The following is a 16,557-nucleotide window of genomic DNA, read 5'->3' on the forward strand; positions in this document are numbered from 1 at the left end:
GTGAAGGAAAAGTACAAAAAAGAATTTCCAATAATATTTTCATGACAAAAAATAACATAGTTCTAACACTTCTTGCATCCCTTGTTTTATCAGCGTGTGCGACTTATACGACAAGATATAAAGCAGATGTTGAGCAGGGTGTTTTTCCTTCTTCTAAAGAAATAGAAAATACCTTCTATCTAATTGGCGATGCAGGTGATGCAGAATTAGGAGAAAGTACAGTAGGTCTGGAGTTATTTAGAAATTATTTGAAGACTGAAAAAACTAAAGGAACTTTTGCCATCTTTTTAGGTGATAATATTTATCCTGTAGGAATGCCCCCTAAGTCTGATGCCGGTAGAGCTCTTGCACAACACAGACTAGATGCTCAGGTAGAATCATTAACAGAGTATGAGGGTAAGGCAATTTTTATTCCCGGAAATCACGACTGGTATAATGATGGTTTAAATGGCTTGAATAGAGAAGAAGATTATCTAAAGGAAATTACAAATAACGAAGATATTTTTTTACCTAAAAATGGATGCCCTTTAATGAGCTACGATCTCAATGATAAGGTGCATATGATCATTTTAGATACGCAGTGGTATCTTGAGGATTGGGATAAAAACCCCAAAATAAATACCAAGTGTGATAACATAAAAGATCGTGAGAAGTTTTTTGTGGAGTTAGAAAGTGAAATAAAAAAGAACCAACAGAAAACGACACTTATAGTAATGCATCACCCTATGTATACTAACGGGGTGCACGGAGGTAAGTTTGCTTTAGACAAGCATTTATACCCCTCACAACAAAAAATACCACTTCCTATATTAGCATCATTGGTAACACAAATACGCACACAGGGCGGGGTTTCTAAGCAAGATCGTTTTAATGAGAAGTATAATGAATTGATGAAAAGGATTCGGGTATTGAGTCAAAGCAGTCCTAAACTGTTATTTGCTTCAGGTCATGAGCACGGACTTCAATATATAGAACACGAGGAGGTGCGTCAAATAGTTTCAGGATCTGGTTCTAAATCGTCTTACGCATATTTAGGTAATGATGGTTTGTTTAGTTCAGACTATGAAGGTTTTTCCGTATTTACGGTATTTAAGGATGGCTCATCCTGGGTTCGGTTTTTTGGTCCAAATGCAGATTCAGGGAAGCTGGAGCTAATTTTTCAGAAAGAAGTTTTTCCACCTACAGAAATAAATGATTATTCGGGTTTAACAACTCAATTTCCTAAAACTGTGCAGGCATCGGTTTATAATGTAGAGGATACAGATAAGTCTGATGTTTTTGATAAAATCTGGGGAGAGCATTATCGAGATGTGTATGGTAAAAAAGTTACTGCACCTGTAGCGCTTTTAGATACATTATATGGCGGTCTTGAAGTCGTACGACAAGGTGGTGGTCACCAGACAATTTCGTTAAGACTTCAGGATAAAACTGGTAAAGAATACAATATGCGCGCTTTGCGGAAAAGTGCCGTTCAATTTTTACAAAAGGTTGTTTTAAAACAAAACGCAGATGTAGAAGAAGATTTAGCAAATACATTACCAGAATCTTTAGTACAGGATTTTTATACAGCGGCACATCCTTATGGAGCTTTTGCAATACCACGTTTAAGTAGTGCAGTTAATGTTTTAAATACAAACCCCAGGCTGTTTTACGTGCCTAAGCAACCTGCTTTAAAGGAATATAATGAAAATTACGGCGATCAACTTTATATGATCGTTGAGCGACCTACAAAAGAATTTGATGGGGCTGTTTTTAATTACCCTGATGATATAGAGAGTACAGATGATATTCTTAATAAACTACGCAGTGATGAAGATAATATTATCGACGAGCCGGCTTATGTACGTGCGCGTATGTTTGATATGCTTATAGGTGACTGGGATCGTCATAATGATCAATGGCGCTGGGCAGAATTTAAAGACAAAAATGGTAAAGACGTTTATGTGCCTATTCCTCGTGATCGGGACCAGGTTTTTACAAATTTTGATGGAGCTATTTTAGATATTGCAGGTACTCTTTTTGGTGCAGCACGCCAGTTTCAGGTTTATGATGAGAATCTTAATGATATTAAATGGTTTAATAATGCAGGGGTTAAACTAGATAGGGCTCTAGCACAACAGACAGACCGCGCAGAATGGGTTGCAGAGGCAGCCTATATTAAAGAACATATTACAGATGCAGTGATAGAAGATGCTTTTAATGATCTTCCTGCAGAAGTGCGTTCTGGAAAATCTATAGATCAAATAAAAACCAGTCTCAAAGGACGCCGCGATAATCTGGTAGATATAGCAAATACATTTTATGATTTTCTGGCAGAATTGCAAATGGTTACCGGTACAGATAAAGATGACTATTTTGAAATCACACGAGAGAATGACCAGACAACCGTAAAGGTGTGGAGAATTATAGATGGGAAAAAAGAAGAATTGATTAAGAATCGTACGTATTTAACTAGTGAAACTAAACAATTATGGATTTACGGTCTTGACGATGATGATGTTTTTGAAGTCGTAGGGACAGGCAGAGATCCTATTTTTATGAGAATTATAGGCGGTCAAAATAATGATGTGTATAACATTAAAAATGGTAAGCATTTAAAGGTTTATGACCACGAGAGTCTACCCAATACCATCGAAGAAAAAGGTGGTGCTAATTTTAGACTCACAGACGTTTACGATTACAATACCTACAATTATAAAAAGCAAATTTTACGCACAAACATCATCACACCGGCTTTTGGATATAATCCTGATAACGGGATAAGCCTTGGTTTATCTGATGTGTATACGGTTCAGGGATTTAATCAAAATCCGTTTTCACAACAACACCGTTTTAAAGCTGGGTATTTTTTTGCAACCAGCGGGTTTGATTTGAGCTATGAAGGAGAGTTTGCAGGTATACTAAACAACTGGAACTTAATTTTAGGAGGGCGTTATACCACTCCTAACTTTGCTTTGAATTTCTTCGGTTATGGCAATCAGACTGAAAATTTTGATGACGAACTAGGTCTTGATTATAATCGGGTGCGTTTAAGTCAGGTGGGAGCTTCGGTAGGATTACTTAAAAATTCAGACTATGGTAGTACTTTTTCAGTACGTGCATTATTTCAAGGTGTTGAAATTGCAGATAATGAGCTAAGATTTGTAGATACGGTAGATGAGGTCATAAAAGATGAACGTAAAATTTTTGCGACTTTAGACGCAAGTTATGAGTACCATAGCAAAGATAATGCACTTGCACCTTCCCGTGGTATGGATTTTATTTTGAATGGTGGTTTGACAAACAGTCTAACCGAAACAGGTAGACGTTTTGCATATTTAAATCCAAGTCTAGGTTTTTATAACGCGATAAGCGCAAATAGGAAATTAGTTTTAAAATCTACGGCGCGGGGTCAATTTAGATTTGGTGATAATACAGAGTTTTATCAGGCAGCGGTTTTAGGCCAAAATACAGGATTGCGTGGGTATCGTTTTCAGCGATTTAATGGCGAGCGTTCTTTTTCTGCTTCGGGTGATTTAAGATATGCTTTTGATACGTTTAAAACCGGTTTCTTACCGCTACAGGTAGGTGTTTTTGCAGGATATGATGTAGGTAGAGTGTGGTCAGAATATGATATGAATTCTAAGATATGGCACGATTCGTATGGTGTAGGATTTTGGGTAAACAGCGCAGATGCGTTAAGTGGTACATTTAATCTTTTTAGATCTGAAGAAGGCTTCCGGGTTTCTTTTGGATTTGGATTTAATTTTTAATTGAAAATTTCGCCGAAAGGCATATAACTAATTATGGAAAATATAGATATAGATAACGTGGATAAGCCAGATCGCGTAGATACAATTAACCTTGAGTATTTAAAGCTGAAAGATTTTGAAGAACTGAAGGAAATAATGATTGCCGTATATCCTAATATACCAGACCCTTACTGGAAGAAGAAAGAATTGCAAAAACTAATATCCATTTTTCCGGAAGGTCAGGTTGTAGTTAAAGTTAATGGCGAGATTGCCGGGTGTGCATTGTCAATTATTGTTGATTATGAGAAGTTTAAAGACTCGCATACCTACGCCCAGATTACAGGCAACGAGTCCTTTAGTACACACACACCCAAAGGAAATGTACTTTATGGTATAGACATATTTATTGCACACCAGTACAGAGGGATGCGTATAGGTCGCAGACTTTATGATTACCGTAAAGAATTGTGCGAAAACCTGAATCTGGAACGTATCGTTTTTGGAGGTAGATTGCCTAATTATCATCAGTATGCAAAAGATCTTACCCCTAAGCAATACATAGAAAAAGTACGCACACGGGAAATTAATGATCCCGTGCTTGATTTTCAATTGAGTAATGATTTTCACGTAAAACGAATAATTACCAATTATCTAGAAGGGGACAGGCAGTCTAAAGATTATGCAGCTTTGCTTGAATGGGATAATATTTACTATCAAAAGCCCATAAAAAAACCGAATGCTATTAAAACAGTAGTGCGGTTGGGGCTGGTGCAATGGCAAATGCGTACCTATAAAAACTTTGAAGAGCTTATTGAGCAGGCAGAATATTTTATAGATACTATCTCGGGTTATCGCTCAGATTTTGCATTGTTTCCAGAGTTTTTTAATGCACCGCTTATGGCTGCATACAACCATCTTTCTGAACCCGATGCGATACGTGAGTTGGCAAAGTATACAGAGCGCATACGCGATCGTTTTTCTGAACTTTCTGTGAGTTATAACATCAATATTATTACTGGTAGTATGCCGTATATAGAAAATGGTACGCTATACAATGTAGGCTTCTTATGCAAGCGCGATGGTACTGTTGAGAAATTTTACAAACTCCACGTTACACCAGATGAGGCTAAAGTTTGGGGTATGACTGGTGGTGATGCTTTAAAAACATTTAATACAGACTGTGGTAAAATAGGAATTCTAATTTGTTATGATGTTGAATTCCCTGAATTAAGTAGAATTCTTGCAGATGAGGGGATGGATATTCTTTTTGTTCCTTTTCTTACAGATACCCAAAATGGATACAGCCGGGTACGTCATTGCGCACAGGCACGAGCGATTGAGAACGAATGCTATGTTGCGATTGCAGGTAGCGTAGGTAATATACCTAAAGTACATAATATGGATATGCAATTTGCACAAAGTATGGTACTTACTCCTTGTGATTTTCAGTTTCCTACTAACGGGGTAAAAGCAGAAGCTACACCTAATGCAGAAATGATTCTTGTGGCAGATGTAGATCTCGATTTATTAAAAGAATTAAATCAATTTGGAAGCGTGCACAATCTTAATGACCGTCGTAAAGATTTATTTCAGCTGAAACTTTTAAAGAAAAAATAATACGAATAGTCAAGACTTAAAAAAGAGTGTATTCCCTAGAATACGCTCTTTTTTAGTTTTTTATAGGAAGTAATTGATAATGGTCATCATCTACTTCTTCAACTTTAAAGTTGCTAAACAGCCAGGAACTTTGGTCTTCATTCAATTGCATTTTTGCATCTCTTTCAAACGTTTTGTGCACACGTGCATTAGTAAAATCGGCGTCTTTCAAAGTGGTTTTAGAAAGACTTACGTTACGTAAATCTGTTGTGGCCAGATTTGCTTTTTGAAGATTGGCGTGGTCCAATATAGCATTTTGTAAATCTGAATTACTCAAATCTGCATTTTTAAAACTTACATAACTTAAGTCTGTATCAGACATTGCAGCCTTGTGCAGCGTTGCTTTTTCAAAATCTGTACCGTTAAAACTTGAGTTTCTCAAATCTGCGAAAGAGAGGTCTATTTCAATTAGATCTGCCTTCTTCAGTGCGATATTACGTAATTCGGAATAGGTAAAATCGAGTCGCTCGAGTAGAATTCCATTAGCTCGTGATCTGGCACTATTTCTTAAATTTATTCCTGTTTCGAGAAGTGAGATTAACAGATAGCCGCGTTCTGGGCTTACAATGTTTTTAGTTAAACTGTCGTTTTCGAGATAGCGATAAGGTTTCAAAATTTTACTCAAAGCAATTAATCTCCCGGCCGTGGCATCATTCAACTTATTCTGTGGGTCACGAGCAACTTCATCATTAATTTCTTTCAGCATATTATCCATTAACAAAAGCGTTTGTCCACGACGGTCTGCTTCCTGTAAATAAGTTTGTTGATCAAGACGGTTATTTTGCTGTCTAAACATTTCGCTTTGTCCTGTAATAAGCGTGTTTTGTTTGGCAAGGTAATAAGTTTGAAAAATAAGAAGAATAGAAGGGAGAATTGCTGTTATTACCAGCAAAAAACCTACACGAGTAAGCCGTATTATGATACTCGTAAGTAAGTCTGAAAGTGTTTCTCTTGAGACGCGTTGCTGTTCTGCCATCTCCTCGAGAAAACGTTCTATACTTTGTTTAAGCTGGGAACCCAGTACGTAACCGGAGGATCTTTTCAGAAAATTCCAGCCCAGACTTCGGCGTTTTTTCTTTCGTTCCTCTTGCTCACCAAGTATGGATTTTAGTTTTTCATTTTCAGCCTTTAAAGATTCGATTTGCTCAGGAGTCATAGTATAGCATGCTTTTGTGCTAAAATACTATAAAACGAAATTGAAAGAAGATTGTTGTAGGTGCAAATTCAGCTTAAACTGAAATTTGAAATCTAATATAAATTAAATTCATAAAGATTTCCACCCGTTTGAGCTCTTATCTCATCAACCACATATAGCGTAGAATCATTTTTAAACGTTACACCTTCTTTTCTTGAAGTATTTCCGAAGGGAATAGATTCTACATAGCCGGAGAAAAAATCATCATTTTTAAATCCTGAAAATTTAATCACTTTACTTGACGTTAAAAGAATAAGAGTTTTTCCGTTAGGAGACAATGATGCTCCCGTTATTGCGCAGGTTTCTAAATCATCACAAACGGTGTATTTAGCTATAAGTTGAGCTTCATAAGCGCCTTCTCGTGCCGGTAACTTATATAATTTAGTAACTCCATCAAAATTCCGACTTCGATTACGGGTGAACATATAGAGATAAGCATCTTTATAAATAAGCGCTTCAATATCAAAATTAAGATCTCTTAAATTAGGTGGGTATTCTTTCTGATCAGAAAGTGTGAAAACAATTTTAGAAGCACTAAGTGTATCAGAATTTTTTATTGAATTTTTAAAGTTGTTTAGAATGTAAATGAATTGATCTTTACGGTCATTTTCATTATTGCCTGTATCTGAGATATAGAGGTTACCGGCATAATCTGTAGCTAAATCTTCCCAATCTTCATTAGGTGCATTTTTAATTACGATTTCACGTCTAATTTCACCGGTTTTAGTAATGCCATAAATACTATTAGGATTTCCGTGATCTGCGATAGCATAAATAAGTGAATCATTGCTAAATGTAGCAATACCCGAAACCTCAGCAAGATCTCGGGTAAGACTACCTATTTTAGCTAACTCGCCATAATTTTGGCAACTAGTAAAGCTTACCAATAATAAAGTTACGAGTATATACTTGATATAGATCATTAGCTTTCCTGGCTAAAATCTGAACCATTAGCGTTTGAAATGTTTATTGTCTCAGACCTAAATTTATTTTTACCAAAATCTAATGTACGTATTGGGAATGGTATATTTATATCATTAGCATCAAACGCTTTTTTAATGGCAATAATAGCTCTATCCTGTGCAATTAGCATATCTCTACGCTTAGTAACCGGAAACCAAAAACGCGCAACAAAGTTTATAGAACTGTCTCCAAACTCTTCATAGAAAAATTCTATTTCCTCGCCGGGAGATTGCTCAAATTCTGCTGCTAATGTCTCTAAAGTTAATTTTTTTACCTGCTCTAGATCAGACTCATAACCCACACCACAATTTATAAAAACACGTGATCGTGCAGTCTGACTCCAGTTTTTAAAAGGAGAATCAACGATGTTAGAGTTAGGTATAATAACATAATTATTGTCAGACTGCTTAAGTGTTACATTACGTAAGGTAATCTCATCTACAAATCCTGAATAATCGTTAGATTCTACCCAATCACCCAGTTGTAGTCTGGGCATAAAGCTAAGTATAACACCACTAAATGTATTGTTAAGCGTTCCCTGTAAGGCTAGACCTATGGCAAGACCTACAACACCGGCACCGGCCAGTACAGAAGTAAGAACTTTATCCAGATCCATTATACCTAATGCAACAAAGAAGCCTACAAGAACAGTAACCGCAAAAGAAGTCTTACCGGCCATTACGCGTATAGAATCTTGCTTAACTGTGCGCATTAAGATTCTGCGTACAAATTTTGAAACATATTTAGCAAAAATCCAAAAGGCGATAAAAACCAAAACGGCTATTACAAAATTGGGAAGTCTTAAAATAAAGCTCTCACCCCATCCCTGTAATTTATCTACTAATTTATGAAAATCAAATCCGGCAAATACCCAATCTTTGTCAGCTGCTTCTTGTAAAATATACATATAGTGTTTTTAGTGTTGTTTAATAATTTACGATTTTTTATGGTTTGAAGTTTTGTTCATTTTCCAGGTATCTAACATCCAGCTTGTTTTTTCCAATTCTCTAATGTAGGCGCCTAACAAGTCTATAGTTCCTTCATCACCTCCGGCATCTGCAGTTTCGACAGTTTTGCGCATTTGAACAAGTAAAGTGCCGTGATCTTCGAGTAAAATTTCAATCATTTCACTATCCTTAATTTCACTCGGCGATTCTTTAATTTCAGACATCTTAATATAATCGCTCAAATTGCTTACCGGTTGAAATCTTAGAGTAAGAATGCGCTCAGCAACTTCATCAATTTTTATTAATGTATCGTTATACATTTCTTCAAATTTAATATGCAGATCAAAGAAATTTTCACCAATAATATTCCAATGAAAATTTCTTAATTTCTGATAATATAAGTGATAATCAGCGAGTAATATGTTTAACTCATTAACGGTTTTTTTCGTTTTAGCTGTATCTAGATTGAGATAATTCATAGTATTGTGTATTTTTTGTTTCAGTCAAATTTACCATTGTTAACCCCTATAAAATAGCAGTATTTACCGTTTAATATAAATTTAACGACGTCAGGATAAATATGTTAAATCTTCCCAAGTAATTGGTAACTACAACCTTATGTTAATAAATGTTAAGTTTGAATATAGGCTGGACAAAGTCTATATTCGTAGATGACAAAATCATCCCCCTTATGATCTATTCAGACGTTTTTAATTTTGACGATAAGTTGGTCCTGGTAACCGGCGGTGCAGGATTTATTGGTTCTCATTTAGTAGAAACCCTTCTCAATTTGGGTGCTCGCGTGCGGTGTCTCGATAACTTTTCAACAGGAAAGTTAGAAAACATTTTAGAATTTAAACAAAACCCATTGTTTGAATTGATTGAAGGAGATATTAGAGATTACGAAGCGTGTCTTGCTGCAACTGCAGATTGTGATTTTGTAAGTCATCAGGCTGCGTTGGGATCAGTTCCCCGTAGTATCGAAAACCCTTTACTTACCCACGCAGTAAATAGTACAGGTTTTTTAAATGTTATTGATGCCGCACGAAAAGCTAAAGTAAAAAACTTTGTTTATGCAGCTAGCTCTTCAACCTACGGAAGTTCAAATGCATTACCTAAAATAGAAAATGAAATTGGTGAGCCGCTTTCTCCTTACGCGTTGACAAAGCTGGGTAATGAAAAATATGCGGCAGTGTATAAGAGAACCTATGATTTTAATAGTATTGGCTTAAGATACTTCAATGTTTTTGGTCCGAAGCAGGACATAAACGGTTCATATGCTGCAGTAATTCCAAAATTTCTTCAGGCTTTAATTAATCATCAAGCTCCCGTAATTAATGGTGACGGATCATTTTCTCGTGATTATACCTTTATAGAGAATGTCGTTCAGGCAAATTTGCTAGCTTTGGCAGCAACCAGCGACTGTGTTTTAAATGAGATTTATAATGTCGCTTGTGCGGCACAGACTTCTCTTATAGAACTGGTAAATTTATTAAAACACAGATTGCTCAATTACGATACTACAATACAGGATTTACAGCCTGTTTTTGGACCAGAACGTGCAGGAGATGTACCTCACTCACTTGCTTCTATTACAAAAGCGCGCAACTTATTAGGTTATAATCCCGAGTACAGTCTGGCACAAGGCTTAGACATAACGGTTGAATGGTATATAAAAAATTTGAAATCATAAAGAATAATGAGACTTGGTATTATTGGGTTGGGGTATGTAGGGCTTCCATTAGCTCGTTTGTTTGCGACCCGTTATTCTGTAGTGGGTTTTGATATAAACACATCACGTATCGAAGCTTTAAAAACCGGCTATGATCATACCGGTGAACTTGATGCTTACGTGCTTACTTCAGTTTTAAAACAAACATATTCTGAAGAAGCTGGTCTTTACTGTACCGCATCACCAGATGATCTCGCCAATGTCTCTGTATTTATAGTTACCGTACCTACACCAATTGATCAAAATAACACTCCAGATTTAACTCCGTTAATCAAAGCAAGCGAACTTGTCGCAACCTTTTTAAAGGAAGATGATATTGTCATTTATGAATCTACAGTTTATCCTGGTGTAACTGAAGAGATTTGTATTCCTATACTCGAGAAAATATCGGGATTAAGATATAATGAACATTTTTATGCAGGTTATTCTCCAGAGCGTATAAATCCCGGTGATAAAACTCATACCGTTGATAAAATAAGAAAGGTAACTTCAGGCTCTACTGAAGAAATCGCCAGTAAAATTGATGCGCTATATGCCTCGGTCATTACTGCAGGTACCTTTAAAGCAGCCTCTATAAAAGTTGCAGAAGCTGCTAAGGTTATTGAAAACTCACAGCGGGATATTAATATCGCATTTGTAAATGAACTTGCTAAAATTTTCAATCTTCTCAATATAGATACGCAAGAGGTTTTAGAAGCTGCCGGTACAAAATGGAATTTTCTTCCGTTTAAGCCTGGTCTTGTAGGTGGTCATTGTATAGGGGTTGATCCCTATTATTTGGCTCAAAAAGCAATGCAGGTAGGGTATCACCCAGAAATTATACTCGCGGGGCGTAAGCTTAATGATAGTATGGGGCCTTATGTAGCTTCGCAGGTTGTCAAATTGATGGCTCAGAAGGATATCAAATTAAAAAACAGTGAGATTCTTATTTTAGGAATTACATTTAAAGAAAATTGCCCAGATGTACGCAATACGCGCGTAATAGATATTATAAAGGATTTAAAGGAATATGGTGCAAATGTTTCGGTGTTTGACCCACAGGCAGATGCGCATTTAGTTAAAAAAGAATACGGTTTTGAACTTTTAAAGGAGTTACCAAATAAACGTTTTCAAGCTATTGTTCTTGCGGTAGGACATACCGAATTTGAAAGTCTGGATATCGAAGTCCTAAAAGCAGATAACGCCGTGGTGTATGATGTTAAAGGCTTTTTAAAAGAGGGAGTAGATGGAAGACTCTAAGGATAAAAAACGCGTTCTTTTTGTTTTTGGTACCAGACCCGAAGCTATAAAAATGGCTCCGGTAATTGCAGCTTTTAAGAATGCAGCGTTTTTTGAAACTAGAGTGTGTATTACCGCTCAGCATCGGGAAATGTTGGATCAGGTTCTTGATTTTTTTGAAATTGTACCCGATTATGATTTGGATTTAATGCGAAAAAATCAGGATTTATACAGTTTAACTTCCAGAGTTTTAGAATCGCTTAAAAACCCTTTAGAAGATTTTAAACCTAATCTTGTTTTTGTACACGGTGACACTACGACAACAATGGCGGCAAGTCTGGCTGCTTTCTATGCGGGGGCAAAAGTGGGACACATTGAGGCGGGATTACGTACGTTTAATAAACATTCTCCGTTTCCGGAAGAAATGAACCGCCAAATTACCGGCAGACTTACCGACTTTCATTTTGCACCCACGCAACTTTCAAAATCTAATTTACTAGCCGAAAATATTAAAGAAGAAAACATCTTTGTAACCGGTAATACCGTTATTGATGCTCTGCATACTACCGTGTGTAAAGTAGAACAAGAGACGCCATCATTTGCAAAAGATATTCCGTTTTCAGACAAGCAACTAATTGTAATTACAGGACATCGTCGCGAGAATTTGGGATCGGGAATGCGCAGTATTTGTGAAGTATTTAAAGAAATAGCATTAAGCAGAACAGATATTCATCTGGTTTACCCGGTACATTTAAATCCTAATGTACAAAGTGTGGTTTCTGAAGTCCTAAGTGGTATTGCTAATATTTCATTAATAAACCCCTTAGCTTATCCTGACTTTGTTTGGCTTATGAATAAGGCTCATTTTATTGTTACAGATAGTGGCGGCGTACAGGAAGAAGCGCCGGGATTGGGTAAGCCGGTTTTAGTAACTCGTGATACGACAGAGCGTCCCGAAGCCGTAACAGCCGGCACCGTATTGTTAGTAGGTACAGATCCTGAAAAATTAAAAGAAGGAATTCTAACTTTGCTAAACGACGAGACCGTCTATAATCAAATGAGCCAGGCACATAATCCTTACGGAGATGGCAAGGTGGCACAACGAATTTTTCAATTAGTAAAAGAGCGATTATGAATATTTTAGTCACTGGAGGCGCAGGTTTTATTGGCTCGCACGTAGTTAGACTTTTTGTAAATAACAGACCTCAGGATCATATTTATAATCTTGATGCACTTACCTATGCGGGCAATCTTGAGAATTTGAGGGATATAGAAAATGCTCCTAATTACACCTTTATTAAGGCAGATATTAATGATTTAGAAAATCTGGATGCTTTATTTGCAACCTATAAATTTGACAGGGTAATTCATCTGGCAGCAGAGTCTCACGTAGATCGCTCTATTAAAGATCCTTTAATATTTGTAAAGACTAATATAATAGGCACCGTAAATTTGCTTAATATTTGTCTCAAGTTTTGGCAGGCTCCGTTTACTGAAAATCTATTTTATCATATTAGTACAGATGAGGTTTATGGTTCTTTAGGCACAGAAGGCTTATTTACAGAGACTACAGCCTATGATCCTAATTCACCCTATAGTGCTTCAAAAGCAAGTTCAGACCATTTTGTACGGGCCTATGGCGAAACTTATGACCTACCATATGTAATAACGAATTGTAGTAATAATTATGGTCAAAATCAGTTTCCAGAAAAATTGATTCCGTTGTTTATTAATAACTGTATACATAAAAAAGCTTTACCCGTTTATGGTGATGGCAATTACACACGAGATTGGCTTTATGTGGTAGATCACGCATTAGCTATAGAACAGGTTTTTACTAACGGGACATTAAAAGAAACCTATAACATAGGCGGTTTTAATGAGTGGAAAAATATAGATCTTGTAAAACTGCTCTGTAAAATAATGGATGAGAAATTAAATAATCCCGCCGGTACTAGTGAACAGCTCATTACCTACGTTAAAGATAGACCGGGACATGATAAACGCTATGCCATTGATGCAACTAAAATTAATGAGGCTTTAGGTTGGGAGCCTTCAGTAACTTTTGAAGAAGGTTTGCGTTTAACTGTAGATTGGTATCTTGCCAATTCCAGCTGGTTAGAAAATGTGACTAGTGGTAATTATCAGCAGTATTACGATGCCCATTATTTAAACGCCTAATAAGGTTTTATGAAAGGAATTATATTAGCCGGAGGCTCCGGTACCCGTTTATATCCTCTTACCGTGGCTGTAAGTAAGCAATTACTTCCGGTTTATGATAAGCCTATGATCTATTATCCGCTTTCCACTTTAATGCTAGCTGGAATTCAGGAAATATTAATTATTACTACACCGCAAGATCAGGCTGCATTTAAAAATTTGTTAGGAGATGGTTCATCTTTAGGATGTCAATTTGAGTATGCCATACAAGAACAACCTAATGGTTTAGCAGAAGCTTTTATTATAGGAGCAGATTTTATTGGTGATGATTCTGTAGCTCTTATTTTAGGAGATAATATTTTCTACGGAAGCGGACTCAGTAAACTGTTACAAGACCAAACTCAGATTAAAGGCGGTGCTATTTTTGCATATCCGGTAAAAGATCCTAACAGATACGGAATTGTAGAATTTGATGAGCAAGGTAAAGTACTTTCGATTGAAGAAAAGCCCGAACTGCCTAAGTCTAAATATGCTATTCCGGGTTTGTATTTCTTTGATAACAGAGCAGTCGCATTTGCTAAAGATGTAAAACCATCAAAACGGGGAGAGGTAGAAATAACAAGTATTCATAATCGATATCTTGAATTAGAAGAGCTTCAGGTGGCGATAATGAATCGGGGTATGACCTGGTTTGATACCGGTACCATTGACTCTTTAAATGAGGCAACAGACTTTGTAAAGGCAATAGAACATCGCCAGCAATATAAAATAGGTTGTATAGAAGAGGTAGCTTTGTTGATGAATTTTATAACTAAAGAACAAATGGCTGCAATAGCTTCTAATTACGGCAAATCTGCTTACGGTGCTTATTTAAAAACATTAGTTTAATGCAATTTATAGAGACAGGGTTCAAAGACCTTTGGTTAATGGAGCCAAAAGTTTTTGGGGATTCCAGAGGCTATTTTTTTGAGGCCTTTAATGCGAATACCTTTTTAGAACATACAGGCTTAAAACCCAATTTTGTACAGCAAAATCAATCAAAATCTCAGAAAAATGTTTTGAGAGGTTTGCATTTGCAAACTGGAGATTACAGTCAGGCAAAGTTAATACGCGTCATTCAGGGAAGTGTTCTTGATGTGGTTGTAGATTTGAGAAAAGAGGAGCCTACATTTGGCAAAAGTTATGCGATAGAACTCAATGAAAGCAATCAAAGACAATTATTTGTCCCGCGCAATTTTGCACACGGCTTTTTAGTTTTAGAAGAAGATACGTTATTTACCTACAGTTGTGATAATTATTACAATCCGCAGTTTGAACTTACTTTAAAATTTGACGATCCTAACTTTATTAATAATTGGCCAGAAAATATAGCATTTAACCTTTCCGATAAAGATACTAAAGGTCTTGATTTTCAATCTGTAATTGATAGGATGTATGTCTAATAAATCACTAAGGGTTCTAGTTACAGGTGCTTCTGGTCAGTTGGGAAAGTGTATACAACAAGCTTCAGTAGATTTTGATTACGAGATGGAGTATGCTGACCGTCAAGCACTAGATATTACAGATGCTGAAAGCTTACAAAGGTATCTTCAGCATTTTAACCCAGGTGTGATCATCAATACAGCAGCGTATACACACGTAGATTTAGCTGAAAGTGAGCAGGAAAATGCTTATTTGATGAACAGAGATGGAGTTCAGAACCTGACTTCCTATTGCGAAAAATATGATGTAAAACTTATCCATATATCAACAGATTACGTATTTAACGGTCAGGATTCAAAACCTTATAAAACTGATGCTCATACCGCACCAACTACGGTTTATGGGGCGTCAAAATTAGCCGGTGAGCAAATGATTCTTCAGTCTAATATTGGTGCATATTGGATTATTAGAACTTCCTGGCTGTATAGTGAATTTGGAAAAAATTTTTATAAAACTATTCAGAATCTGGCGGACAAGTTAGAGACTTTACGCGTAGTAAATGACCAGGTGGGTTCTCCTACGCGGGCAGAAGAACTGGCATTTTTTTTACTTAAATGTCTTCCGCAGTTAACTTCATCTTCAAAAGGAATTTATCATTTTAGTAATACAGGTAGTTGCACATGGTTTGATTTTGCAAAGGCCATAGTAGAGAAACACAACCTGCAAACTAAAGTTATACCCGTGACATCTGCAGAATTTCCTACTACAGCTGTGAGACCTGCCTATAGCGTATTAGATTCTTCAAAAATTGCAGATACATTTGGTTTTCAGATTAGGAATTGGCTTGATGCTTTAGGTTAAGGAAAACCTATTAGCGATTTGATTACTCTAAATGTTTGCTAACTTTACCGCTTATGGAATTTTCATCTAAATTATTAGAGCAGGCTGTTTATGAGATGTCGCAATTACCGGGAATAGGTAAGCGTACAGCACTTCGTTTAGTACTTCATTTACTACGCCAGTCTGAAAATCAGACACAACTATTAGCACAGGCTCTTGTAAAACTACGTACCGAGATAAAATTTTGTAAAAACTGCCACAATATCTCTGATGTAGAGATTTGTGAGATTTGTGCAAATCCTAATCGAGATGCATCTATTGTCTGTGTTGTTGAAGATGTAAGAGATGTTATGGCGATAGAAAACACGAGCCAATATCGAGGACAATATCACGTTTTAGGGGGTAAAATATCACCTCTAGATGGTGTAGGTCCGCAGGATTTGACAATATATTCGCTTATTGAAAAAGTAAAATCGGGTTCTGTTGATGAGGTGATTTTTGCATTAAGCTCAACGATGGAGGGAGATACGACAAACTTCTACATTTACAGACAGCTTGAAGAATATACTATAAAAACATCAACGATTGCACGTGGTATCGCTGTAGGAGATGAGTTGGAGTTTGCAGATGAGGTCACGCTAGGACGCAGTATTTTACATAGAATTCCTTTTGAAAATTCATTAAAGAACTAGC

At 36.5% G+C, this 16,557-nt stretch carries 14 protein-coding genes; 10 read left to right on the top strand and 4 right to left on the bottom strand.

What is annotated here, in order from left to right; all coding sequences use genetic code 11:
* Window positions 1-41: 41 nt before the first annotated feature.
* Both ACEN25_RS00265 and ACEN25_RS00270 read left to right on the top strand, forming a co-directional pair.
* Window positions 42-3,752 carry a metallophosphoesterase gene (locus ACEN25_RS00265; RefSeq protein ID WP_441801117.1) on the top strand — a complete coding sequence of 1,237 codons (3,711 nt, stop codon included), beginning with the start codon at window positions 42-44 and terminating at the stop codon, window positions 3,750-3,752.
* Window positions 3,753-3,785: 33 nt separating this feature from the next.
* Window positions 3,786-5,348, top strand: a complete 1,563-nt coding sequence (locus tag ACEN25_RS00270; RefSeq protein ID WP_035899422.1) for a bifunctional GNAT family N-acetyltransferase/carbon-nitrogen hydrolase family protein — start codon at window positions 3,786-3,788, stop codon at window positions 5,346-5,348.
* A gap of 52 nt (window positions 5,349-5,400) precedes the next feature.
* Here ACEN25_RS00270 and ACEN25_RS00275 read toward each other — a convergent pair whose 3' ends face one another.
* The 4 genes from ACEN25_RS00275 to ACEN25_RS00290 form a co-directional block, all read right to left on the bottom strand.
* Window positions 5,401-6,543, bottom strand: coding sequence for a pentapeptide repeat-containing protein (locus ACEN25_RS00275; RefSeq protein WP_441801118.1), 1,143 nt, complete (start codon window positions 6,541-6,543; stop codon window positions 5,401-5,403).
* Between the two features lie 92 nt (window positions 6,544-6,635).
* Window positions 6,636-7,505, bottom strand: coding sequence for a hypothetical protein (locus tag ACEN25_RS00280; protein ID WP_441801119.1), 870 nt, complete (start codon window positions 7,503-7,505; stop codon window positions 6,636-6,638).
* On the bottom strand, window positions 7,505-8,452 hold the full coding sequence (locus ACEN25_RS00285) for a mechanosensitive ion channel family protein (RefSeq protein ID WP_441801120.1): 948 nt from the start codon (window positions 8,450-8,452) through the stop codon (window positions 7,505-7,507). Before ACEN25_RS00285 ends, ACEN25_RS00280 begins: the two co-directional genes overlap by 1 nt.
* A gap of 27 nt (window positions 8,453-8,479) precedes the next feature.
* Window positions 8,480-8,971, bottom strand: a complete 492-nt coding sequence (locus ACEN25_RS00290) for a Dps family protein (protein ID WP_441801121.1) — start codon at window positions 8,969-8,971, stop codon at window positions 8,480-8,482.
* Between the two features lie 212 nt (window positions 8,972-9,183).
* On the opposite strand from ACEN25_RS00290, the gene ACEN25_RS00295 reads away from it, so the two are divergent.
* The 8 genes from ACEN25_RS00295 to recR are packed head-to-tail and all read left to right on the top strand — an operon-like array spanning window position 9,184 to window position 16,556.
* On the top strand, window positions 9,184-10,185 hold the full coding sequence (locus ACEN25_RS00295; protein WP_441801122.1) for an SDR family oxidoreductase: 1,002 nt from the start codon (window positions 9,184-9,186) through the stop codon (window positions 10,183-10,185).
* Window positions 10,186-10,191: 6 nt separating this feature from the next.
* Window positions 10,192-11,463 carry a nucleotide sugar dehydrogenase gene (locus tag ACEN25_RS00300; RefSeq protein ID WP_441801123.1) on the top strand — a complete coding sequence of 424 codons (1,272 nt, stop codon included), beginning with the start codon at window positions 10,192-10,194 and terminating at the stop codon, window positions 11,461-11,463.
* Window positions 11,450-12,577 (top strand): non-hydrolyzing UDP-N-acetylglucosamine 2-epimerase, encoded by a 1,128-nt coding sequence (wecB, locus tag ACEN25_RS00305; protein WP_441801124.1) that lies wholly within the window; start codon window positions 11,450-11,452, stop codon window positions 12,575-12,577. Before ACEN25_RS00300 ends, wecB begins: the two co-directional genes overlap by 14 nt.
* The gene (gene rfbB, locus ACEN25_RS00310) at window positions 12,574-13,623 is read left to right on the top strand and encodes a dTDP-glucose 4,6-dehydratase (protein ID WP_441801125.1); all 1,050 of its coding nucleotides are present in this window, start codon (window positions 12,574-12,576) and stop codon (window positions 13,621-13,623) included. The genes wecB and rfbB overlap by 4 nt, the downstream gene beginning before the upstream one ends.
* 9 nt (window positions 13,624-13,632) lie before the next feature.
* Entirely contained in the window at window positions 13,633-14,490 is an 858-nt protein-coding gene (gene rfbA / locus ACEN25_RS00315) for a glucose-1-phosphate thymidylyltransferase RfbA (protein WP_441801126.1), read from the top strand.
* Window positions 14,490-15,044 (top strand): dTDP-4-dehydrorhamnose 3,5-epimerase, encoded by a 555-nt coding sequence (gene rfbC, locus ACEN25_RS00320; RefSeq protein ID WP_441801127.1) that lies wholly within the window; start codon window positions 14,490-14,492, stop codon window positions 15,042-15,044. Before rfbA ends, rfbC begins: the two co-directional genes overlap by 1 nt.
* Window positions 15,037-15,885, top strand: a complete 849-nt coding sequence (gene rfbD / locus ACEN25_RS00325) for a dTDP-4-dehydrorhamnose reductase (protein ID WP_441801128.1) — start codon at window positions 15,037-15,039, stop codon at window positions 15,883-15,885. Before rfbC ends, rfbD begins: the two co-directional genes overlap by 8 nt.
* A gap of 53 nt (window positions 15,886-15,938) precedes the next feature.
* Window positions 15,939-16,556 (top strand): recombination mediator RecR, encoded by a 618-nt coding sequence (recR, locus tag ACEN25_RS00330; RefSeq protein WP_441801129.1) that lies wholly within the window; start codon window positions 15,939-15,941, stop codon window positions 16,554-16,556.
* Window position 16,557: the final 1 nt, after the last annotated feature.

The sequence above is a fragment of the Leeuwenhoekiella sp. W20_SRS_FM14 genome (assembly GCF_052119605.1).
Classification (GTDB): Bacteria; Bacteroidota; Bacteroidia; order Flavobacteriales; family Flavobacteriaceae; genus Leeuwenhoekiella.